Genomic DNA, 20,876 nt, shown 5'->3' on the forward strand with positions numbered 1-20,876 from the left:
TACATCATGAGCGCATCGATGTCCCGCCCATTGCTGACCCTGCTCGCGGTCGCGGCCGGCGCCAGCGTTGCCAACGTCTATTACGCGCAACCGCTGCTGGATCGGCTGGCACAGGCCTTCGCACTGGACCGTGCCGTGGCGGGCGCAGTGTTGGCGGCAACCCAGGCCGGCAGTGTGCTGGCATTGCTGGGCCTGCTGCCGCTCGCCGATCGCGGTGACCGGCGACGCCTGCTGCGGATGCAGTTGATGGCGCTGGTGCTGGCCCTGCTGTGGCTGGCAGCGGCACGCACGGCCGGTTGGCTGTTGTCGGGCATGCTGCTGGCCGGGCTGTTGGGCACCGCGCTGACCCAGGGCTTGATCGCCTATACCGCCACGCTTGCGCCGCCCGAGCAGCGCGGGCGCCTGGTGGGCGTGGTGCAGGGCGGCGTGTTCATCGGCCTGTTGCTGGCGCGCGTTGTATCGGGCGCGGTCGCGGCCACCGTCGGCTGGCGGGCGGTCTATCTGCTGTCGGCAGCGCTGATGGCGGCCCTGGCCGTGCTGCTGTGGCGGCGCCTGCCGGCGGTGCCGGTGCCGGCGGTACCACCGCGCTGGCGCGAACTGCTGGGTTCGATGCTGGGCATGCTGCGCCGGGACCGCGCGCTGCGCGAGCGTGGGCCGCTGGCATTGCTGCTGTTTGCTGGCCTCAACGTGTTCTGGGCGGCGGTGCCGCTGCCGTTGTCGGCGCCGCCGTTGCAGTGGTCCACCGCGGCCATCGGCGCACTGGGCCTGGCCGGCGTAGTGGGCGCCTTGATGGCGGCGCGGGTCGGGCACTGGATGGACCGCGGTTTCGCCGGTCGGGTCAGTCTTGGCGCGCTGCTGCTGATGCTGGCCGCGTGGTGGCCGCTGCTGGGCCTGCCGCAGGCGCTGTCGTTGCTGCTGCTGGGCGTGATCGTGCTCGACCTCGGTGGGCAGGCACTGCACGTATCGAACCAGGCGCTGCTGCTGCGTGCACCGGCAGAACAGCATGGGCGCCTGGTGGCGTTGTACATGCTGTTCTATGCAGTGGGCAGTGGTGCCGGTGCGGCTGCCGGGCCCTGGATGCAGGCCCGGCATGGCTGGCCTGCGGTGTGCCTGCTGGGTGCAGGCATCGCGGCGCTGGCGCTGCTGTGGTGGGCAGCATGGCGGGTGGTGGCGTCCAATGCATCGGCTGGCGGGCGAATCGGTAGAGTCGACTGTCGGTAGAGTCGACTGTCAGTCGACTGCTCTTCGCCCCGCGTGCGAAAAATCCCGCGCTGCGCGCGATAGTCGACCAGCGGTCGACTCTACCTGTCCTGTCGTCATCGCTGCAGTGCACGCCGTCCCGGTGCTTCCTCAAGGTCCGCGCTGGCCACTACCACGCGGTTGCGGCCGCTGCGCTTGGCCTCGTACATCGCCGCATCGGCCCGTGCCATCAGCCGCTCGTAGTCCGGGTGGCCGTCATGGCCGGCTACGCCGATGCTGGCGGTCAGTGCCAGTACCTGGCCGTTGGCCAATGCCACCGGTGACTGCGCGATCTGCCGCCGCAGGCTTTCGGCGATCACCGCGGCCTGTGATTCGCTGGCCGCGACCAGCACCACCACGAACTCCTCGCCGCCATAGCGGAACAGGTAGTCACTGCCGCGGGTCAGCTGGCCGAGCAGGCCGGCGACGTGCTGCAGCGCGCGGTCCCCGGCGTCGTGGCCGTGGCCGTCGTTGATCGCCTTGAAGTGATCCAGGTCGAGCAGCAGCAGCGAGAACGGCGTGCGGTTGCGCGTGGCCAGCTCGATCTCCCGGCGCAGCACGGTAGGCAGGAAGCGGCGGTTGAGCAGGTTGGTCAGCGCATCGCTGCCGGCATCCAGCTCGCCGATGCGCTCGAACAGCAGCGTCATCAGGGTGCGGATGGCGGCCAGGTCCTCGCGGATGGCCGGCAGCACCGCCAGTCGTTGTGCCGGGGCATCGTTGCTCGCCCGCTGCAGGTTGCTGTCGATGCGGGCCATCAGCTGGCCGACCTGCCGGGTCTCGCTGCTCTCGCCGAAGCTGGGGATGCCCTTGTGGGTGAACCACAGGCCGAACTCGGAAGTGGCCAGGCTGGCGCTGTCGCTGGCCTGTACGTGGCCAGCGAGCGCGTAGAGCAGGGCGTTCTCCCAGTCCAGCAGCAGTGCGCGCTGGCGTTCGCGTTCGGTGCCGACGTTCTGCACCAGCGAGAACAGCCGGTACGCCGCATCGGCACGGGTCGAGCGCTCGCGTGCATGGGTGTAGGCCAGGGTCATGCCTTCCATGGCGATGTCCATGATCGCGCTGAGGCAGTCGATGGCGGCGAACGCAGTGGCACTGTCGGGCGCGTCGTCGTGCAGGCGCACGAACAGTTCGTGCTTGAGCACGCGCGCGCCGCGGGTGACCAGGTCGACCGGAATACCGACCCGGGCATGCACATCGCCGATCACCCGCTGCGAGGCAACGGCGCCGGCAATACCGTCGGCATTGGTGGTCAGCAACTGCACCAGCCAGCGCTGCATGGCCGGCTGCAGGCGCTGCTTGACCTGGTCGTGGGACAGGAAGCGGCGTGCACGCCCGTCCTGCAGCAGTACCTCGTAGAAGCGTTGGGCCAGCGCCGGCGGGGCATCGGCGGCGGCGGCGTGCAGCAGCGCGGTGGCGGCAGGGCCGGCCTGTTGCAGGCAGTGCTGCCAGGCCTCGGCCAGCGGTTGGCTGGCATCGTCCAGTTGGGGTGGTTCCACGTCGATCTCTGACTGCGTACGGCAAACCACGGGTATCGGCCGCGGTGGCGCACGGTTGATGGCGGGTTGGCCGGTCAGTTTATGCGCGATGCAGGGTTGCACGGCGCGCAAAGCACGTCGGCGCCGCGGCGGCAATGAGTGAACGCATTGAGAATCACTCGCATTGATGGGAGAATGCGCGCACGGATCGGCCCGCAGGCGACTGCAGCGACGCTCCGCCTCCCCCCTCGTCGTTGCCTCAAGCCCTTTGCCAGAGGCCCCGTTGCCCTGCCAGAAGGTCCAGACCATGTCTCCTGCCGTTGTCCTTTCGCCGCGCCCGCTGGCGCTCGCCGTTGCCGCCCTGCTGGTGGGAAGCGCCCTGACCGCCCAGGCCGGAACCGATGCCACCGATATCGACACGGTGCATGTCACCGCCTCGCAGATTGCCCGCCAGGCACTGGGTACCTCGACCATCACCGCCGAGGACATCGCCAAGCGCCCGCCGGCCAACGACATCGCCGAACTGCTGCGCACCATGCCGGGCGTCAACCTCACCGGCAACAGCGCCTCGGGCCAGTACGGCAACAACCGCCAGATCGACCTGCGTGGCATGGGGCCGGAAAACACCCTGATCCTGGTCGACGGCAAGCGCATCGGTGCGCGTGACGCCGTGCGCATGGGCCGTAGCGGTGAGCGCAATACCCGCGGTGATACCAACTGGGTGCCGGCGGAAATGATCGAGCGCATCGAAGTGCTGCGCGGCCCTGCGGCGGCACGCTATGGCTCCGGTGCGTCCGGCGGCGTGGTCAACATCATCACCAAGCGCCCGACCGGCGACCTGACCGGAGCGGTCGACCTGTATGGCCTGGTGCCCGAGCACAGCGCCGAAGGCGGCAGCGAGCGCGTCGGCCTGCAGCTGAGCGGGCCGATGACCGACACCCTGTCGTTCCGCCTGTACGGCAACCTCAACAAGACCGACGCCGACTCGCTGGACCTCAACCGCCAGTACGCCACCAACCCGAACGCGGTGCCGCCGGCTGGCCGCGAGGGTGTCAAGAACCGCGACGTCAACGCGTTGCTGCGCTGGGACATCACCGCCGACCAGGTGGTGGAGTTCGAAGCCGGCACCAGCCGCCAGGGCAACATCTACGCCGGTGACCGCGCGGTCAGCACTACCGGTACCTCGACCGGCGTTGACCTGGCGGCGCTGGCCGAAGGCGAAGCGGAAACCAACCGCATGTACCGCAACACCGGCGCGATCACCCATCGCGGCCGCTGGGGCGACGTGACCTCGCGGGTGACCGCCGCGGTGGAAGCGGTCAACAACTCGCGCATCAATGAAGGCCTGGCCGGTGGCCCGGAAGGCAGCTTCAACGGCACCGACTGGTCGACCTCGCGCCTGCGCAACTACCAGCTGGATGGCGAAGTGAGCTTCCCGACCTCGCTGGGCAGCGCCGAGAACATCTGGACGCTGGGCTTTGAATACCTGGACAGCCGCCTGACCGACCCGTACTCGATGAGCCAGTCCAGCAGCAGCGGCGGCGGTATCCCGGGGCTGTCGGCCGATCGCGCGCGGGGCAAGGCCGACGCGCAGACCACCGCAGTGTTCGTCGAAGACAACATCTACCTGGGTGAGCGCTGGATCGTCACCCCGGGCCTGCGCTTCGACCACCACAGCCAGTTCGGCAACAACACCAGCCCCAGCCTCAATGCGCAGTTCCGCATCAACAGCGACTGGGTGGTGAAGGGCGGCATCGCCCGCGCGTTCAAGGCGCCGAACCTGTACCAGTCCAATCCGGACTATCTGTACTACACCCGTGGCAACGGCTGCCCGAATGCACTGCCGAGCCTGGGTGCCGGTTGCTACATGCGCGGCAACGCGGACCTGAAGGCGGAAACCAGCCTGAACAAGGAACTGGGCATCGAGTGGGCACCGCAGAGCGGCTGGCAGGCCTCGTTGACCTACTTCCACAACGACTACAAGGACAAGATCCAGGCCGGCTACACCCAGATTGGCCTGACCGCCGACACCAAGGGCCGCATCTTCCGCTGGGAGAACGCGCCCAAGGCGATCGTGCAGGGGCTTGAAGGCAACCTGGTGATCCCGCTGCTGGGCGAGCAGGGCAACCGCCTGAAATGGAGCAACAACTTCACCTACATGGTGGAAAACGAGAACAAGAGCACCGGCCAGCCGCTGTCGGTGATCCCGAAGTACACCGTCAACACGATGCTGGACTGGCAGGCCACCGACAAGCTGTCGGTGCTGCTGACCGGCACGTTCTACGGCAAGCAGAAGCCGGCCACCGCCAACATCAACAATGATCCGCGCTGCACCGGCAGCTGCGATCCCTCGATCGCGCTGCAGGACCGCGGTGCCTACAACATCTGGGGCGTGAGCGCGCGCTACAGGGTGACCGGGACCGTCAGCTTCGGCTTCGGCGTGAACAACCTGGCCGACAAGCGCCTGTTCCGCGAGGCCAACAGCAGCGATGCCGGTGCGGCGACCTACAACGAACCGGGCCGCGCGTACTGGGCCAGCCTGCGCTTCGGGTTCTGACCGCACGCGGACGCCGGTCCGCTGCGGTCGCCAGGCCAGGCCTGGCGCTGCCGGCCACGCTCCGGTAGCGCCGGGCCATGCACGGTGAGGGATCGCCTGGGCTGCAATGTTATAAACACCGTAATAGTCTCCCCCGCCAGCACGGCGTAGCCTGCACCGCATCGCAAAGGAGCTGTTGCCATGGGCCACGACCACGATCACCTGCCATCCCAGATCCGCCACGAGAAACCCTTGTGGTGGGCCCTCGGCCTGACCTCCACCTTCCTCGTCATCGAGGTGGTGGGCGCGTTCTGGACCAACAGCCTGGCGCTGCTGTCCGACGCGGCACACATGGCCACCGATGCACTGGCACTGATGATCGCGCTGGTCGCGGTGCGGTTGAGTCGGCGCCCGCCGGACGCGCGCCGCACCTACGGCTATGCACGCCTGGAAGCGCTGGGCGCGATGATCAACGGCGCCATGCTGTTCGTGGTCGCCGCCTACATCCTGTGGGAGGCGATCGGTCGCTTCCGCGAACCGCAGGAGATCGCATCTTCGGGCATGCTGGTGATCGCCGCCGCAGGCCTGGTCATCAACCTGATCTCGATGCGCCTGCTGCAGGCCGGCAGCGGCGAGAGCCTGAACGTGAAGGGCGCCTACCTGGAAGTGTGGGCGGACATGCTTGGCTCGGTGGCGGTGATCGCCGGTGCGTTGTTGATCAAGTGGACCGGCTGGAAGCCGATCGACCCGATCCTGGCGGTGCTGATCGGCCTGTGGGTACTGCCGCGCACCTACGTGCTGATGCGCGAGGCGATCAACGTGCTGCTGGAAGGCGTGCCCAAGGGCGTGGACGTGGCCAAGGTGCGCGACAGCCTGTCCGGTCATGCTGCGGTGCTGGACGTGCATGACCTGCATGTGTGGGCGCTGGCCTCCAGCACGCCGGCGCTGACCGCGCACATCGTGATGCGCGACGGCACCGACGCCGATGCGCTGCGCCGTGAGCTGGGCGGGCGCCTGCACGATGACTTCGGCATCGAACACGTGACGCTGCAGATCGAAGCGGACCACTGTGGTGAAGCCTGCGCTGGACCGGCGTCGGCAAAGGGCGGCGCGCAGCAGGGCCATGAAGGCCACGACCACGGTGAGGACGCGCAGGGCCATCGCGGCCACGTGCATCATTGAATGAAAATGAAAGCCGCACCGGGGAATGCCCGGTGCGGTCATTCGTCCCGTCGCGAGGCCAGCCGATCCGCCAGCCGGGTCGGTTCCGGCAGCCGGTAACCGCGCAGCGTGCGCTGCACCCAGTCCAGCGCGGTATCGGCACTGACCCGATGGCCGCCGGCCACGAACAGCGGCTTGCAGCGCACCTTGCTGCGCAGCACCCAGCCCAGTTGTTCGTCGCCATCCTGCAGCGGCGCATGTGCACCGGCCTCGGCGCCCGGTTCGACGAACCGGCCCACCAGCTTTGACTTGGCCACGCCGATGCTGGGCAGGTCGGTGACCACGCCCAGATGCGCGGCCACGCCCAGCCGGCGCGGATGGCTGATGCCATGGCCATCGACGAACACCAGGTCCGGCGTGCGCGGCAGCAGCGCCAGCGCGGCCAGCAGTGCCGGCAGCTCGCGGAAGCTGAGCAGGCCGGGGATGTAGGGCATCACCGTGGGGATGCGCGCGATCTCCTGCGCCACGGGCTTCAGCGTCTCCACGTCCAGCAGTACCGCCGCGGCGCGGGTGATGGCGCCGTCGTCTTCAAAGCCAACATCCAGCCCGGCCAGCCAACGGACGTCGCGTGGCAGGCGGTCCTGGCGCTCCACGCGGCCGGCCAGCTGGAGCTGCTGCGCGCGTGCCGCGGAGACGCTGCCTTCCCAACATCCGGGATCGATCACCGTATTCATCGGTCACAGCATCGCACGGGCGGCGCCACGGCCCGGTGAGCGGCGGCCGGGCTACAATGGCGGCCTGCCTTTCCTCGCGTTGGAGACCCTGCAGTGACCCGTAAACTCGTACTGTTGCGCCATGGCCAGAGCCAGTGGAACCTGGACAACCGCTTCACCGGCTGGGTCGATGTCGACCTGACCGAGCAGGGGCGCCGGGAAGCGGCCGCCGCCGGTCGCCTGATGCGCGAGGAAGGCCTGCAGTTCGACGTCGCCCACACCTCCGTGCTCAAGCGTGCCATCCACACCCTGCAGGGTGCGCTGGCCGAGCTGGAGCAGGACTGGCTGCCGGTGAACAAGTCCTGGCGCCTCAACGAGCGGCACTACGGCGGCCTGCAGGGGCTGGACAAGGCCGAGACCGCGGCCAAGCACGGCGAAGAGCAGGTCAAGGTCTGGCGCCGTTCGTACGACATCCCGCCGCCGCCGATGGACCTGGAAGATCCGGGCCACCCGATCCATGACCGCCGCTACGCCGGTCTGGACCGCAACGCGCTGCCGGGCACCGAATCGCTGGCCACCACCCTGGACCGCGTGCTGCCGTACTGGCACGACGCCATCGCGCCGCAGCTGAAGGACGGCAAGACCGTGCTGGTCACCGCCCACGGCAACTCGCTGCGCGCGCTGTACAAGTACCTCAACAATGTCTCGCGCGAGGAGATCCTCGAGCTGAACATCCCGACCGGCATCCCGCTGCTGTTCGAACTGAACGACGACCTGACCGTGCAGTCGTTCCGCTACCTGGGCGACCCGGAAGCAGCGCGCAAGGCCGCCGAAGCCGTGGCCAACCAGGGCAAGGCGAAGTAAGAAGCACAAGGCCGGCGCAAGCCGGCCTTCGCTTTTGTCGAGCCGAGCCTACGCTCGGCCGGCGCTGTCGCAACCCGGTAGAGCCAACCCATGGGGGCTGCATCAGCCAGCTACGAGGGATCCATGCGGCGCACCTTCGGCGGTTGCAACGCGGCAATGTCGATGACGTGTTCCTGGCATATCACCTGATAGTGCGTGAATGGGCCCGGGTAACTGACATCGGCAAAGGTGGCATGGTCCAGATAATCGAGGAACTTCGAACGGCTGTAGCGGCGGAACAGGTTGCCGCTCCAGGCTTCGGCGTCGTCCCAGCTCTGGTAGGACTCGTTGTGCACGGCGTAGCTGATGTAGTGGTCCCAGATCAGCTCAAAACGCTGCGAGTGGGGCATCACCTCTATCGCACGCGCATCATCGATTGAACGTCCATGAGCGAGCTCCACACGGGAGGGCTTTCCGACCACCAGGCCTTCCTCGACGACCAGGCGCAGACGATTCGCTTCCGGCTCGCCGATGCCCGCCAGGAACAGACACTCACAAGCGTCGATGGCCTGCAGCAGCGCAGCTTCGTCCATGGTCATGAAGTCCAGTGATCGCGGAAGCCAGAGCATAGCGGCATGCAGACGAGCCGCGCCATGCGCTCGTGACCTTTGGCCGGTCCCCAGCGTCGCTCCCGCGGCTACCCTGTGAAATTACCCGCAGGAGAGCCTCATGAACGTCCGCAACCTGGTCCCGCTGGGCCTGACCATCGCCATCGCTGCCTCACTGGCGGCCTGTGGCAAGAACGAAACCGCCCCGGCGGCCAGTGCCGACGCCAAGCCGGCCTTCGACCTGTCGCAGATCAAGACGCCGCTGGTCTCGCTCAACAGCGCCGACCTCGATCCGGCCATTCCGGCCTGTACCGACCTCAATGGTTTCGTCAACAGCAAGTGGCTGAAGGCCAACCCGGTGCCGGGCGACCAGACCACCTGGGGCAGCTTCGAGATCCTGCGCGAGCGCTCGCTGGAAGTGCAGCACGCGCTGGTGCAGCAGGCCGCCGCCAGCCAGGCCAAGGCGGGCTCGGTGGAAGCGAAGATCGGTGACATCTGGAAGACCGGCAACGATGAAGCGAAGATCGAAGCTGCCGGCCTGGCGCCGCTGCAGCCGCAGCTGGACAAGATCACCGCGCTGAACGACACCGCCGCCATCACCCGGTACCTGCGCGACAGCCAGGCCGAGGGCAAGGGCGTGCTGTTCTCGCTGTTCGCCAATGCCGACTACAAGGATTCGGCCAACGTCATCGCCTACGTCGGCCAGGGTGGCCTGGGCCTGCCGGAGAAGGGCTACTACTTCGACGATGCGCAGGCCAAGATCCGCGACGCCTACGTGGCCTACATCGCACAGGTGCTGACCCTGTCCGGCGTGGACGCGGCGCAGGCCGCCGAGCAGGCCAAGGCCGTGATGGCCTTCGAAACCCGCCTGGCCAAGGCCTCGATGTCGCGCATCGAAATGCGTGACCCGGCCAAGCGCTACAACCCGCTCAGCGCGGCTGAGGCCGACAAGCTGACCCCGAACTTCAGCTGGACCGCGCTGTTCGAGACCCTCAAGGTGCCGGCCGCGCAGAAGTTCTCGCTGGCCCAGCCGGGCTTCTTCGCTGAAATGGACAAGATGCTGGCCGATGTGCCGGCCAGCACCTGGCAGGCCTACCTGCGCTTCCACACCATCGACGACGCCTCGCCGTACCTGAGCAGCCAGTTCGAGAAGGCCAACTTCGATTTCTATGGCACCACCCTGCGTGGCCAGAAGGAAATGCAGCCGCGCTGGAAGCGCGTGCTGGAGTCGGTCAACGGTGGCATGGGCGAAGCCCTGGGCCAGCTGTACGTCGACGCCGTGTTCCCGGCCGAGTCGAAGGTCGCCATGCAGCACCTGGTGGAAAACCTGTCGCAGGCGCTGAAGGCGCGCCTGGAGCAGCTGCCGTGGATGGGCGAAGAAACCAGGAAGAAGGCCCTGGAGAAGTGGGCCAGCTTCACCCCCAAGATCGGTTACCCCGACAAGTGGCGTGACTGGGAGGGCCTGCAGACCAACGGCGACAGCTACCTGGGCAACATGCAGGCGGCGCGTGCGTTCAACTACCGCTACATGCTGGACAAGATCGGCAAGCCGGTGGACAAGACCGAGTGGGGCATGACCCCGCAGACCGTCAACGCGTACTACAACGCCACCAAGAACGAGATCGTGTTCCCGGCGGCGATCCTGCAAGCACCGTTCTTCGACGCCAAGGCCGATCCGGCGCTGAACTACGGCGGCATCGGTGCGGTCATCGGCCACGAGATGATGCACGGCTACGACGACTCGGGCAGCCAGTTCGCCGCCAACGGCAACTTCGACAACTGGTGGACCGACGCCGACCGCAAGGCCTTCACCGCGCGTACCGACCAGCTGGTCGCGCAGTTCGACGGCTATGAATCGGTGCCGGGCGTGTTCGTGAAGGGCAAGCTGACCCTGGGCGAGAACATCGGCGACCTCGGCGGCCTGACCGTGGCCTACGACGCGTTGCAGATGGCGCTGAAGGAAGACCCGAAGGCGAATGTCGAAGTGGATGGCCACAGCCAGGACCAGCGCTTCTTCATGAACTGGGCCACCGTGTGGCGCCGCAACTTCACCGATGGTGAGCTGCGCGTCCGCCTGAACACCGATCCGCACGCCCCGGCCAACTTCCGTGCCAACGGCGCACCGTCGAACATGCCGTCCTATGCCGCTGCATTCCAGTGCAAGGCCGGCGACGCGATGGTGCGTGCCGACGACAAGCGCGTGGTGATCTGGTAATCGATCACCGTGACTGCGTGATGCGAAAGGCCCGGCGAATGCCGGGCCTTTTGTCTTCCAGGCCGGTAGCGCAGCGCCGACTGGTAGAGTCGACTGTCAGTCGACTATCGCGCGCAGCGCGGGATTTTCGCGATCTGGACGAAGAGCAGTCGACTGACAGTCGACTCTACCGACGGGTCGTTTCACCTTCCGGAAGATCTCAGGCCAGCTCCGGCTCCCGCGCCAGCATGCGATGGAAGCGCTGCAGCACGTAGGGATCCACCAGCCCTCCAGACTGCGAATCGATGATCCGCAACGCGGTTTCGTGCTCCATCGCGTCGCGGTACGGGCGCACGCTGGTCATCGCATCGTAGGCATCGGCGATGGTGACGATGCGCGCGCCCAGCGGGATGGATTCGCCGCGCAGCCCATCGGGATAGCCGCTGCCATCGAAGGCTTCGTGATGGGCGCGGATCAGCCGCGCCACGGGCGCGGCGTCGCTGCGGCCGGTGGCCAGGAAGATGTGCTCGCCGCGCACCGGATGCTCGCGCATGATCGCGCGCTCCTCATCGGTATGCCGGCGCGGTGCCAGCAGTACGTCGTCGGGAATGCCGATCTTGCCGATGTCGTGGAAGCGCGCGGCCAGGCCGACCTGCGCACAGGCCTGGTCGTCGAGATCGCAGTGCGCGGCCAGCCGCTGCGCGAACAGGCCGACGCGGTCGCAGTGATGGCGGGTGTAGGCGTCGCGCATCTGCAGCGACATCGAGAGGGCATCGATCAGGCAGGCCTGCGCGTGCAGCAGGTCGGGGGCGGGTACGGCGTCAGGAAACATGGTCATCCGCCCGCACCGGGTGGGGACCGGTGCGGGGTGTTCGGGGGGCGATCAACCCGGGGCGAGGGTGGTCAGAAGGGCGCGGGCCGCGTTGAAGCGGTCTTCCGGCAACGGCAGCGGGTGCTTGATGCGCAGCTTGTCGGGCCCTTCCATGGCGTACAGGTTCGGTTGCTTCTGGATCAGCTGGATCACCGCCATCGGGTCGATGTTCGGCTTGGATTCGAACACGATGCGGCCACCATTTTCGCCCAGGTCCAGCTTGCGGATGCCCAGCGTGTTGGCCTTCAGCTTCAGCTCGGCGATGGCGAACAGGTGCTTGGCCGCATCCGGCAGCAGGCCGAAGCGATCGATCATCTCCACCTGCAGTTCGCGCAGCGCATCGCTGTCGCGCGCGCTGGAAATACGCTTGTACAGGGTCAGGCGGGTATGCACGTCCGGCAGGTAGTCTTCCGGGATCAGTGCCGGCACATGCAGTTCGACCTCGGCACCACGCACTTCCTCGCCGGCATCAAGGTCGGGCAGCTTGCCCTGCCTGATGCTGCGCACCGCGCGCTCCAGCAGCTCGGTGTACAGGCTGAAGCCGACCTCGGCCATCTGCCCGCTCTGGTCCTCGCCGAGCAGTTCGCCGGCACCGCGGATTTCCAGATCGTGCGTGGCCAGGGTGAAGCCGGCGCCCAGCTCGTCCATCGAGGCGATCGCTTCCAGGCGCTTCTCAGCGTCGGGGGTGATCGCGCGGCGGTCGGGCGTGATCAGGTACGCGTAGGCGCGGTGGTGCGAACGTCCGACGCGGCCACGCAGCTGGTGCAGCTGGGCCAGGCCGAAACGGTCGGCACGGTTGATGATGATGGTATTGGCGTTGGGGATGTCGATGCCCGACTCGATGATCGTGGTCGACAGCAGCACGTTGAAGCGCTGCTTCTGGAAATCCAGCATCACCTTTTCCAGCTCGCGCTCGGGCATCTGCCCATGGGCGATGCCGATGCGCGCCTCCGGCACCAGCTCGGACAGCTCGCGCTGCATGCGGCCGATGCTTTCCACGTCGTTGTGCAGGAAATACAGCTGGCCACCACGCGCCAGCTCGCGCTGGAAGGCTTCGCGCAGCAGCGCGTTGTCCCACTGGGTGATGAAGGTCTGCACCGCCAGCCGGTTCGGCGGCGGCGTGGCGATGATCGACAGGTCGCGCAGGCCGGCCATGGCCATGTTGAGCGTGCGCGGAATCGGTGTGGCGGTCAGGGTCAGCAGGTGCACGTTGGCGCGCAGCGCCTTCAGCGCTTCCTTCTGGCGTACGCCGAAACGCTGCTCCTCGTCGACGATGACCATGCCCAGGTCCTTGAACTTCACGTCCGGCTGCAGCAGGCGATGGGTACCGACGATCACGTCGATGGTGCCGGCGGCGACCTTTTCCAGCTCGGCCTTGATTTCCTTGGTGGTCTTGAAGCGCGACAGCACCTCGACCTTCAGCGGGTAATCGGCGAAGCGGTCGCGGAAGTTGCGGTAATGCTGTTCGGCCAGCAGCGTGGTCGGCACCAGCACAGCCACCTGCTTGCCGGCACTGGCGGCCGCAAAGGCCGCACGCACCGCCACCTCGGTCTTGCCGAAGCCGACGTCGCCGCAGACCACGCGGTCCATCGGCTGGCTGCTGGCCAGGTCGCGCAGGGTGGCGTCGATCGCGGCCAGCTGGTCCGGGGTCTCCTCGAACGGGAAACCGGCCGCGAACGGCTCGTACATCGCGCGGTCGACCTGCAGTGCCAGGCCGGCACGCGCCTGGCGGCGGGCCTGGATCTCCAGCAGTTCGGCGGCGACGTCGCGTACTTTCTCGGCGGCCTTGCGCTTGGCCTTGCTCCACTGCTCGCCACCGAGCGAATGCAGCGGCGCGGTTTCCGCCGACGCACCGGAATAGCGGCTGATCAGGTGCAGCTGGGCGACCGGCACATACAGGCGGTCGCCCTTGGCATATTCGATTTCGAGGAACTCGCCGGGCATGCCGCCGACGTCCATCGCGATCAGGCCACGATAGCGGCCGACGCCATGATCCTCGTGCACGATCGGCGCGCCCTCGGTCAGTTCACCGAGGTCGCGGATGATCGCTTCCGGCTCGCGGCCGGCACGGCGCGTGCGCCGGGTGCTGCCGGCGCGCTCGGGGAACAGCTGGCGCTCGGTCAGCACCGCGATGCGCGGATCGTCCAGCGCGAAGCCATCCTCCAGCGGTGCCACCGCGATCGCGAAGCGCGCGTCGTCGGCGAGGAAGCTGGGCAGGTCGGCCACCACCGGCGGCTTCAGCTCGGCGGCCTGCAGCACTTCCAGCAGCGCCTCGCGGCGGCCGGGTGAATCGGCGGCGATCAGTACCCGGCCCGGATAATGGCCGAGGAAGGATTTCAGCGCATCGCCAGCGGGGGCTTCGCGCGCGGCCACCGGCAGCGGTGGCAGCGGCTGGTCGCCCAGCGCGTGCGCGTCGGCGATGCGCGCATGGTCAGCCGCCCACACCTCGATGCGCGGGGCTTCGTTCAGGCGCTCGCGCAGCAGCTCCGGCGACAGGTACAACGCCGACGGCGGCAGCAGCGGGCGCTCCACATCATGGCGGCGCTGCTCATAGCGGTCCGCAGTCTGCGCCCAGAACGCGACGGACGCTTCATACGCACCGGCACAGACCACCGGCAGGCTGCCGCTGGGCAGGTAGTCGAACAGGGTTGCGGTGCGTTCGAAGAACAGCGGCAGGTAGTACTCGACGCCGGCCGGCGCCAGTCCGGACTTCAGGTCCTGGTACAGCGAACTGCGCCGGGTATCGACATCGAACCGCTCGCGCAGCGTGGCCAGCACGCGGGCGATGCTGGCTTCATCCATCGGCACTTCGCGGCCGGGCAGCATGTGCACCGCCTCGACCTTGTCCAGCGAACGCTGGCTTTCCGGGTCAAAGGCACGGATCGAGTCGATGTCCTCGTCCAGCAGTTCCACCCGCAGCGGCTCGTCGGCACCCATCGGGTACACGTCGAGCAGGCCGCCGCGCACAGCGAAGTCGCCCGGATCCATCACCTGCGGCACGTTGCGGTAGCCGGCGCTTTCCAGGCGGCGCTTCTCGGCTTCCAGGTCCAGGCGCTGACCGACCTTCAGGTCGAAGCTGCCACCGATCACGTAGCTGCGCGGGGCCAGCTGCTGCAGCAGGGTCTGCACCGGCACGATCACCAGGCCACGCTTCAGCGCGGGCAGGCGGTGCAGGGCGGCCAGGCGCTGCGAAATGATGTCCGGATGCGGACTGAAGCGGTCGTAGGGCAGGGTTTCCCAGTCCGGGAAGGCGACCACCGGCAGGGCCGGATCGCCGCCGAGCAGGGTGTGCAGGTCGGCTTCGAGCTGGTTGGCACCGTGGTTGTCACGGGCGATCACCAGCAGCGGGGCGTCGTGCGCACGCGCGGCCTGGGCAAGGTACCAGGCCAGGGCGGTCGGCGAGGCGGGGGCGCGCCACCAGGCGCGGAGCTGGCCGGCGCGCGGCAGCGGCGGGGCGGGGTATGAGGTACGCGACATGGACCCCGGATTTTAGCAGAAGCCCGATCGAAGCCCGGTGGGTCGTGCCGGCCGATTGCCGGCAGCCTCATGTGCCGTTGGGGTAACGCAGTCCAGGCCAGCGGCCGGCACTACCGGCAGGCGTCGCCGGGCGGGGCCCGGCGCATCTGTCAGTTGTCCAGCTCCAGCACCATCCGCACCAGGCCTTCGGCACCGGCCGGGTGCGGGACCGGCTTGAAGCCCAGCGAGGCGGCCAGCTGTTTCATCGGCTCGTTCTCGGCGGCGACGTCGCCGTACAGGCGGTCCAGGTACTTGCCGCGGCCCCACTTCACCAGCTTGCGCATCAGCTGCCGGCCCAGGCCCTGGCCAATAAGGAAGCGGCTGATCAGGATCGCGTACTCGGCTTCACGGGTGCCGGGGATGATCGAGGCCCGGGCGACCGCGCCGACCACCGCTTCGCCAGCGGGCAGGGATTCGGCTGCGACCAGGGTGATCTCGGTCTTGGGATTCGGGTGGGTCAGGCGCTGGGTGGTTTCCGGCGAGAGCTCGGTCACCGCCTGCAGGAAACGATCACGGATTTCTTCCGGCCCGAACAGGCTGAATGCCGCTTGCAGCGGTGCGCCATCTTCCGGGCGGATGGGGCGGATCAGCAGCTCGTGGCCGCTGGGAGCCTTGAAGATCTCATGCCAGGGCGGCATGCGGTTGCGAGTGGCCATACCGGGTGATTCCTTGGTGGTCCATCGATTGTGGCATCACCGGGGCTGCATTCCGTGAACGAAAGGCTCACGGCGGTACAGCCTCGTGAAGGCCGTCATTCGGGGGCTTTGAGCCAATCCAGGCGGGTGCTGGCCCCCGGTTCGCCCAAGTGCTGGCGCAGCGCCGGCAGGGCCGGGCCGACCACCCGGTCGAACTGCCACGGCGGGTTGAGCAGCAGCATGCCGCTGCCGTTGAGGCGCAGCGGCGAGTCGTCCGGGCGCACCAGGAACTCGATCGTCATCGCCGATTTCACCGGCAGGGCGGTGGCCTTGCGCAGGAAGTGCAGGATGGTGCGGCGCTGCTTGATCGGGAACCACACCGCGCAGGTCGCCTGTGGCCAGCGCGCCAAGGTCTCGGCCAGGGCGGCCAGAACGGCCTGGTACTCGGCGTCCTGGGCCTCGTACGGCGGGTCGATCAGCACCAGGCCACGGCCGATCTTGCTGCCGTTGAACTTCGGCGGCAGCAGCGAGCGCAGCAGGGCATAGCCATCGCCAGCGCGCACATCGACGCGGCTGTCATGGGCGAACAGGGCCTTCAGCGTGGCCGTTTCGGCTTCCTGCAGCTCGCAGACCGCCATGCGGTCCTGCGCGCGCATCGCCTGTGCGCTCAGCAGCGGCGAGCCCGGGTAGTTGGTCAGCGCGCCCACCGGGTTGTCGGCCTGCACCGCCTTCAGGTAGCGCTCGACCACCTCCGGCAGCCTGGGCTGGGCCATCAGCCGCATGATCCCGGATTCGGCCTCCAGGGTCTTGCGGCTCTCTTCGCTGGCCAGCAGGTAGCGGCCGGCACCGCCGTGGGTGTCGAGCACGAAGAACGGGCTGTCCTTGCGCTTGAAGCTGTCGATCAGGGCCAGCTGCACGATGTGCTTGAGCACATCGGCGTGGTTGCCGGCGTGGAAGGCGTGGCGATAGTTCATGGGCGGCAGTGTACGGGGCGGCGGCCGCAGCGGCTATGCTGCGCGCCATGACAGCTCCCGTTGCCCATGTCCTGGTGGTCGAGGACGAAGCCGCCATCGCCGAAACCGTGCTCTATGCGCTGCGCAGCGAAGGCTATGCCGCCAGCCACTGCCTGCTGGGCGGCGAGGCCCTGCAACGGCTGCAGGCCGGCGATATCGACGTGGTGGTGCTGGACGTGGGCCTGCCGGACCTGGGCGGTTTCGAGGTCTGCCGGCGGCTGCGTGCGCAGCCCGGGCCGGCGGCGCAGCTGCCGGTGATCTTCCTGACCGCCCGCAACGATGAAGTGGACCGCGTGCTCGGCCTGGAACTGGGCGCCGACGATTACATGACCAAGCCGTTCTCGCCGCGTGAGCTGGTGGCGCGGGTGCGTGCGCGCCTGCGTCGTGCGGCAGCGGTCGTGGCAGCCCCCGGCGCAGATGCGGGCTGGCAGGAACATGGCGCCTTCGCCATCGACCGCGAAGGCCGGCGTATCCGCTTCCGCGGCCACGCGCTGGACCTGACCCGCTACGAGTACGCGTTGCTGGAAGCGCTGCTGCAGCGGCCCGGTGCCATCCTCAGCCGCGCGCAGCTGATGGACCGGGGCTGGGACAGCAGCGCCGACAGTGCCGACCGCACCGTCGACACCCATGTAAAGACGTTGCGCGCCAAGCTGCGTGCGGCTGGTGCCAGCGACGACCCGATCCGCACCCACCGTGGCCTTGGCTACGCGCTGGAGGTCTAGCCGATGCGCCTGGTACTGAAGCTGTTCCTCGGCTTCTTCCTGATCACCGGCATCGCCGCGTTCTTCGTGATGCGCGTATTCGTCAACGAGGTGAAGCCCGGTGTGCGCCAGGCGATGGAATCGACCCTGGTCGATGCGGCCAACGTGCTGGCCGAGATGGCCGCCGCCGACGTCAAGGACGGCACCATCCGCAGCGGCAGCTTCACCCGCAACCTGGCCAAGGCGCGGCAGCGCGACCTGAAGGCGATGGTCTGGCGTTTTCCCAAGCGATCGCTGGATTACCGGGTGACCATCACCGATGCCAGGGGCATCGTCATCTACGACTCGCTGGGCCGCGACCTCGGGCGTGACAATTCGCGCTGGAACGATGTCTACCGCACCCTGCGTGGCGAGTACGGCGCCCGCTCCAGCCCGGAAATACCAGGCGAAGAAGGCGATACGGTGATGCACGTGGCGGCGCCGGTATACGACCCGGCCGATGGGCGCACCCTGATCGGCGTGCTCAGCCTGGCCCAGCCCAACCGCAGCATCGATCCGTTCATCGCCGCCAGCCAGCGCGCCATCATCGAGCGCGGCGCCTGGTTGATCGGGCTGTCGGCGCTGGTCGGCGTGCTGGTGACGATGTGGCTCACCACCGGCCTCGGCCAGCTCAGCCGCTATGCACGCGCGGTCAGCGCCGGCGAACCGGTGCCACCGCCACGGCGCCGCCGCGACGAGATCGGCGACCTGGGCCAGGCGCTGGAAACCATGCGCCGCAAGCTGGAGGGCAAGGCCTATGTCGAACAGTACGTGCAGTCACTGACGCATGAAATGAAGAGCCCGCTGGCGGCGATCCGCGGTGCCGCCGAGCTGCTGCAGGAGCCGCTGCCCGAGGCCGACCGCGTGCATTTCGCGCGCAGCATCGTCGACCAGCAGGAGCGGCTGACCGAGACCATCGACAAGCTGCTGGCGCTGGCCGAAGTGGAACAGCATGGCTGGCTGCAGACCCGCGATCCGATCGCGCTGCCAACGTTGCTGGCCGATGCGGCAGCGGCGGCGCAGGTGCGTGCGCAGGCGGCCGGCGTGCAGGTCAGCATCGGCAGCGCGCCCGACCTGCGCGTGCAGGGCGATGCCTATCTGCTGCGGCAGGCGTTGCACAACCTGATCGACAACGCCATTGCCTTCTCACCGCCCGGCGCGGACATCGCACTGCAGGCCGAGGTGGACGGGCAGGGCGTGCGCCTGCAGGTGGCGGATCGCGGTGCCGGCATTCCCGACTACGCGCGCGAACGGGTGTTCGAACGCTTCTATTCGCTTGCCCGCCCGGGCAGCGGCCGGCGCAGTTCCGGCCTGGGCCTGCCGTTCGTGCAGGAGGTCGCGCGCCTGCACGATGGTCGCGCCAGCCTCGACGCGCGCGACGGCGGTGGCACCGTGGCCAGCCTTTGGCTGCCGTTGTCAGTGCCGGGCCAGCGTCCGCGCCGCTGACTTCACACTCGCTTCAACTTCGCCACAAACCCTGCTCACCGCAGCGGTCCATCCTGCAGCCCTCTCCAACGAGGATGGACCATGAAATCCCTGAAGATGCTGCTGAGGTTCGCCATTGTCGGCGGGCTGATCCTGTTGCTGCTGGTGCCGCTGATGATGATCCGCGGGGTCATCACCGAGCGCAGCCAGTACCGCGACGAGGCCTTTGCCCGGGTGGCCGACAGCCGTGCCGGCACGCAGCAGCTGGTGGGCCCGGTACGGGTGGTGCCGTGGGTGGAACGCAAGCAGGTTGAACTGGTTGACCCGCTGGGCGTCAAGAAGACCGAGATCCAGGTGACCGAGGGCCACTGGCTGCAGATGCCGGCGTCGCTGGAGGTGGGCGGCGAGATGCTGCCGAGCCAGCGCGAGGTCGGCCTGTTCAAGGTGCCGGTGTACAGCTGGAATGGCCAGTTGAAGGCGACTTTCGCCGAAGACGACTATCCGGTGAAGAACGGCCGCACCTATGGCCAGCCCTATGTGGCGCTGGGGGTTTCCGATGTGCGCGGCCTGGTGGGCACGCCGAACCTGCGGGTGGACGGCAAGCAGCTGCGGTTGCTGCCCGGTGTAGGCGTGGCCAGCGAAATCGGACGTGGCCTGCATGCGCCGGTGAGCGGTTTCGCCGCGGATCAGGGCGGCGCGCTGGCCGCCAGCACCGTTGAACTGGAGCTGCGCCTGGATGGCAGCCGCATGCTGTCGGTGGTGCCGGTGGGCGATGACACCCGGATCGCGCTGCGGTCGAGCTGGCCGCATCCGTCGTTCAGCGGCGCCTTCCTGCCCAACGAACGCCGTGTCGATGCACAGGGCTTCGATGCACGCTGGGCGGTGTCCTCGCTGGCCTCCGATGCACAGCGCCAGCTGCGCAGCGAGGGCTCGATCGATTCGCAGGCCGTGACGGTGTCGCTGGTCGATCCGGTCGATACCTACACCCAGGCCGACCGTGCCTCGAAGTACGGCGTGCTGTTCGTGGTGCTGACCTTCGTCGGCTTCATCCTGTTCGAACTGATCAAGTCGCTGCGCATCCATCCGCTGCAGTACCTGATGGTCGGCCTGGCGCTGGCGATCTTCTTCCTGCTGCTGATCAGCCTGTCCGAGCACATCGCGTTCTGGAAGGCCTACCTGGTCTCGGCCGTGGCCTGCATCGGCCTGCAGGCGGTGTACCTGGCCAACGTGCTGGGCCACTGGAAGCGCGGCCTTGGCTTCGCTGCGCTGCTGACCGTGCTGTACGGCGCGCTGTATGGCCTGCTGGTGTCGGAGAACAACGCACTGCTGATGGGATCGCTGCTGCTGTTCGTGATCCTGGCGCTGGCGATGTGGGTGACCCGCCGGGTCGACTGGTACGCGCTTGGCGCGGACCTGAAGTAAGGAGCACGCCATGAGCTGGCGCCAGGGATTGCGGCAACGGGCGCGGCAGGGCATTCCGGCCCTGCTGGAAGTGGATGCACTGCTGCAGGCACATGGCGTGCTGGCGGCCCTGCCGGGGGCACGGATCGCCCCCGGCCTGGTCCGCTTCCAGCTGGCCGCGGTGACCTGCGAGGGATTGCAGGGCAATGGCCTTGCCTGGTTGCAGGGCGCGCGGCAGGGACGCGGTGCGCTGGCGGGGAAGGTGCCGCGCTACCGGCCATGGAAGGCCGGGGCGGAAGCACTTGCGGAAATCGGCATTGGTGGCCTGCCCGATGACTGGCCCGCGCATGCGGCTGTGTATGGCTGCAGCAGCATCGACCGGCGGCACTGGTTGCTGCTGCTGCCGGAGCGGGCACAGTTGTGGTTGGGATGGAGCGGGTGATTGGGCTGTTCATCCACGCATGGCGTGGACCTACTGTTGTGGGTGCGAACCTTGGTTCGCACGCTCC

General features: G+C 67.9%; 16 protein-coding genes. 9 read left to right on the plus strand and 7 right to left on the minus strand.

Annotation, left to right across the window (positions count from 1 at the left end):
- The first annotated feature begins 18 nt into the window (after positions 1 to 18).
- Positions 19 to 1,221 (plus strand): MFS transporter, encoded by a 1,203-nt coding sequence (locus AC5JLE_RS00385; RefSeq protein WP_496064904.1) that lies wholly within the window; start codon positions 19 to 21, stop codon positions 1,219 to 1,221.
- A 95-nt stretch (positions 1,222 to 1,316) separates the two neighbouring features.
- Here AC5JLE_RS00385 and AC5JLE_RS00390 read toward each other — a convergent pair whose 3' ends face one another.
- On the minus strand, positions 1,317 to 2,732 hold the full coding sequence (locus AC5JLE_RS00390; RefSeq protein ID WP_032958025.1) for a GGDEF domain-containing protein: 1,416 nt from the start codon (positions 2,730 to 2,732) through the stop codon (positions 1,317 to 1,319).
- 286 nt (positions 2,733 to 3,018) lie between these two features.
- On the opposite strand from AC5JLE_RS00390, the gene AC5JLE_RS00395 reads away from it, so the two are divergent.
- Both AC5JLE_RS00395 and AC5JLE_RS00400 read left to right on the plus strand, forming a co-directional pair.
- The gene (locus tag AC5JLE_RS00395) at positions 3,019 to 5,268 is read left to right on the plus strand and encodes a TonB-dependent siderophore receptor (RefSeq protein ID WP_496064905.1); all 2,250 of its coding nucleotides are present in this window, start codon (positions 3,019 to 3,021) and stop codon (positions 5,266 to 5,268) included.
- Between the two features lie 180 nt (positions 5,269 to 5,448).
- The gene (locus AC5JLE_RS00400; protein WP_100449655.1) at positions 5,449 to 6,429 is read left to right on the plus strand and encodes a cation diffusion facilitator family transporter; all 981 of its coding nucleotides are present in this window, start codon (positions 5,449 to 5,451) and stop codon (positions 6,427 to 6,429) included.
- A gap of 38 nt (positions 6,430 to 6,467) precedes the next feature.
- On the opposite strand, the gene nfi is transcribed toward AC5JLE_RS00400, so the two are convergent.
- Positions 6,468 to 7,142 (minus strand): deoxyribonuclease V, encoded by a 675-nt coding sequence (nfi, locus tag AC5JLE_RS00405; protein WP_014646440.1) that lies wholly within the window; start codon positions 7,140 to 7,142, stop codon positions 6,468 to 6,470.
- Positions 7,143 to 7,235: 93 nt separating this feature from the next.
- On the opposite strand from nfi, the gene gpmA reads away from it, so the two are divergent.
- Positions 7,236 to 7,985, plus strand: a complete 750-nt coding sequence (gpmA, locus tag AC5JLE_RS00410) for a 2,3-diphosphoglycerate-dependent phosphoglycerate mutase (protein ID WP_014036448.1) — start codon at positions 7,236 to 7,238, stop codon at positions 7,983 to 7,985.
- A gap of 110 nt (positions 7,986 to 8,095) precedes the next feature.
- On the opposite strand, the gene AC5JLE_RS00415 is transcribed toward gpmA, so the two are convergent.
- Positions 8,096 to 8,557: a hypothetical protein gene (locus AC5JLE_RS00415; RefSeq protein WP_229767348.1), complete on the minus strand. Its 462-nt coding sequence runs from the start codon at positions 8,555 to 8,557 to the stop codon at positions 8,096 to 8,098.
- 136 nt (positions 8,558 to 8,693) lie between these two features.
- Here AC5JLE_RS00415 and AC5JLE_RS00420 point away from each other — a divergent pair, with 136 nt between their 5' ends.
- The gene (locus AC5JLE_RS00420) at positions 8,694 to 10,787 is read left to right on the plus strand and encodes a M13 family metallopeptidase (RefSeq protein ID WP_496064906.1); all 2,094 of its coding nucleotides are present in this window, start codon (positions 8,694 to 8,696) and stop codon (positions 10,785 to 10,787) included.
- A gap of 199 nt (positions 10,788 to 10,986) precedes the next feature.
- Here the strand turns inward: AC5JLE_RS00420 and AC5JLE_RS00425 are convergent, their stop codons facing one another.
- The 4 genes from AC5JLE_RS00425 to AC5JLE_RS00440 form a co-directional block, all read right to left on the minus strand.
- A complete protein-coding gene (locus AC5JLE_RS00425; protein WP_053494648.1) occupies positions 10,987 to 11,604 on the minus strand; it encodes an HD-GYP domain-containing protein in 618 nt (205 codons plus the stop codon).
- 45 nt (positions 11,605 to 11,649) lie between these two features.
- On the minus strand, positions 11,650 to 15,114 hold the full coding sequence (gene mfd, locus AC5JLE_RS00430) for a transcription-repair coupling factor (protein WP_100449660.1): 3,465 nt from the start codon (positions 15,112 to 15,114) through the stop codon (positions 11,650 to 11,652).
- Positions 15,115 to 15,263: 149 nt separating this feature from the next.
- Positions 15,264 to 15,809, minus strand: coding sequence for a GNAT family N-acetyltransferase (locus tag AC5JLE_RS00435; protein WP_014646444.1), 546 nt, complete (start codon positions 15,807 to 15,809; stop codon positions 15,264 to 15,266).
- A 95-nt stretch (positions 15,810 to 15,904) separates the two neighbouring features.
- On the minus strand, positions 15,905 to 16,762 hold the full coding sequence (locus tag AC5JLE_RS00440; RefSeq protein ID WP_014646445.1) for a 23S rRNA (adenine(2030)-N(6))-methyltransferase RlmJ: 858 nt from the start codon (positions 16,760 to 16,762) through the stop codon (positions 15,905 to 15,907).
- A gap of 35 nt (positions 16,763 to 16,797) precedes the next feature.
- On the opposite strand from AC5JLE_RS00440, the gene creB reads away from it, so the two are divergent.
- The 4 genes from creB (at position 16,798) to AC5JLE_RS00460 (ending at position 20,809) form a co-directional block, all read left to right on the plus strand.
- The gene (gene creB / locus AC5JLE_RS00445; RefSeq protein ID WP_080354574.1) at positions 16,798 to 17,523 is read left to right on the plus strand and encodes a two-component system response regulator CreB; all 726 of its coding nucleotides are present in this window, start codon (positions 16,798 to 16,800) and stop codon (positions 17,521 to 17,523) included.
- Positions 17,524 to 17,526: 3 nt separating this feature from the next.
- The gene (creC, locus tag AC5JLE_RS00450) at positions 17,527 to 18,987 is read left to right on the plus strand and encodes a two-component system sensor histidine kinase CreC (protein ID WP_046429643.1); all 1,461 of its coding nucleotides are present in this window, start codon (positions 17,527 to 17,529) and stop codon (positions 18,985 to 18,987) included.
- Between the two features lie 81 nt (positions 18,988 to 19,068).
- Positions 19,069 to 20,388, plus strand: a complete 1,320-nt coding sequence (gene creD, locus AC5JLE_RS00455; RefSeq protein ID WP_032961974.1) for a cell envelope integrity protein CreD — start codon at positions 19,069 to 19,071, stop codon at positions 20,386 to 20,388.
- A gap of 10 nt (positions 20,389 to 20,398) precedes the next feature.
- Positions 20,399 to 20,809 (plus strand): hypothetical protein, encoded by a 411-nt coding sequence (locus AC5JLE_RS00460; protein ID WP_046429648.1) that lies wholly within the window; start codon positions 20,399 to 20,401, stop codon positions 20,807 to 20,809.
- Positions 20,810 to 20,876: the final 67 nt, after the last annotated feature.

This window comes from Stenotrophomonas sp. (assembly GCF_059505245.1).